The 1,976-nt window shown below is 34.5% G+C and carries 3 protein-coding genes; all 3 read left to right on the forward strand.

Annotated features, from left to right (window positions below):
* A partial coding sequence (locus tag WBN21_RS07690; RefSeq protein WP_424199021.1) for a 30S ribosomal protein S2 occupies positions 1 to 329 on the forward strand: 329 nt, incomplete at its 5' end.
* Positions 330 to 412: 83 nt separating this feature from the next.
* Positions 413 to 1,387, forward strand: a complete 975-nt coding sequence (tsf, locus tag WBN21_RS07695) for a translation elongation factor Ts (protein WP_424199023.1) — start codon at positions 413 to 415, stop codon at positions 1,385 to 1,387.
* A 156-nt stretch (positions 1,388 to 1,543) separates the two neighbouring features.
* Positions 1,544 to 1,976 (forward strand): uridine monophosphate kinase (locus WBN21_RS07700; RefSeq protein WP_424199025.1); only part of this gene is annotated, 433 nt, incomplete at its 3' end.

Below are 1,976 nucleotides of genomic sequence, written 5' to 3' on the forward strand. Positions count from 1 at the left end.
GTGAGCATATCGCGATTAAAGAAGCTCAAAAATTAAACATTCCAATTTTTGCAATGGTTGATACCAACTCTGATCCACGTCAAGTTGATTATGTTATCCCTGCAAATGATGACGCTTCTAAATCGATAGATAAAATCTTAACGCATGTAGCGGCTGCCGTATCTGGTGGATTAGCTGAACGTAAAGCTGAAAAAGACGTATCTGGAGAAGATAAAGAAGTTAAAAAAGCTAAAAAAGAGGCGAAAGCTAAAGCAGGAGATGAAAAAGCAGCTCCTAAAGCTAAAAAAGCAGCTCCAAGCAAAAAAGCAGCTGCTGAAGAAGAAGAATAAAAACACGATTAAAACATTTAAAGTCGTTTGATTCTTTTCTTTATTGAAAATAAATTGAACGACTTTTTTAAATTATAATAACTATGAGTACTACAGTAAAAATTACAGCCGCTGAAGTAAATAAATTAAGACAAGCGACGGGTGCAGGTATGATGGACTGCAAAAAAGCATTGGTTGAAGCTGAAGGTGATTTTGATAAAGCTATTGATGTTCTTCGTAAAAAAGGACAAAAAGTAGCTGAAAAAAGAGCTGACAGAGATTCATCTGAAGGTGCTGCTGTTTCTAAAATTAATGCAGACCAAACTGAAGGTGTTGCCATTGTTTTAGGATGTGAAACTGATTTTGTTGGTAAAAACGAAAACTTTTTAGCATTAGCAAATCAATTAGCGGATATCGCATTAAATGCTAGCTCTAAAGAAGACTTTTTAGCTGCCAAAATTGGAGGCATGACTGTTGCTGAAAAATTAGTTGAGCAAACAGGTGTGATTGGTGAAAAACTTGAAATTACATCATTTGAGAAATTAAAAGCTGCTTATGTTGGAACTTACGTTCACATTAATAAAATCGCTGCTTTAGTTGGTTTAACTGCTAAAGTTAATAATGCAGAAACTTTGGTTAAAGATGTAGCTATGCAAGTAGCTTCAATGGGGGCAACTAAGTTATCTTATAAAGATTTTGATCCGGCATTTGTAGCATCAGAAACAGAAGCTAGAATCGCTGTTATTGAAAAAGATAATATTGAATTAGGACGATTAGGTAAAACACTTAAAAATGTACCAACTTATATTTCAATGGCTCAATTAACTCCTGAAGTTATGGCTAAAGCTGAAGAAGCAGCAAAAGCTGAATTGAAAGCTGAAGGTAAACCAGAACAAATCTGGGATAAAATTTTACCAGGAAAAATGGATCGTTTCATTTCTGATAATACCACTTTAGATCAAGAAAAATGTTTACTTGATCAAAGATTTATTAAAGATGATAAGAAAACTGTTGCTGAATATGTTTCTACTTACGGTGCTGTTGAAATCTCTGGTTTCAAACGTGCTACAGTAGGATAAACAATTCCGCGAAAGCGATTATCCAATAAAAAATCAAACCACTATTCTAAATTAGACTAGTGGTTTTTTTTATTCAAAAAATCGAGTTTCATATAAATTCAAAAAATAAAAAATTGTGTAGCTTTGCCAAACCTCAAAAACTAAATATAAATACCAATGAAATATAATAGAATTCTTCTAAAATTATCTGGTGAAGCATTAATGGGAGAACGCCAATATGGTATAGACCCAGACCGATTAGCAGAATATGCCCAAGACATAAAAACCATTACAGATTTAGGCGTAGAAGTAGCCATTGTAATTGGTGGTGGAAATATTTTTAGAGGTGTTGCAGGCGCTAGTAAAGGCATGGATCGTGTACAAGGCGATCATATGGGCATGCTAGCAACGGTTATTAACGGTTTAGCCTTACAAGGCGCTTTAGAAGATGCTGGTATACCAACGAGATTACAATCGGCCATTAAAATAAATGAAGTTGCAGAACCTTTTATTAGAAGAAGAGCCATGCGTCATTTAGAAAAAGGACGTGTAGTTATTTTTGGTGGTGGAACAGGAAATCCTTATTTTACTACCGATTCGGCTGCTGTTT

Origin of the sequence: Algibacter sp. (assembly GCF_049667265.1) — a bacterium.
Lineage (GTDB): Bacteria > Bacteroidota > Bacteroidia > Flavobacteriales > Flavobacteriaceae > Algibacter_B.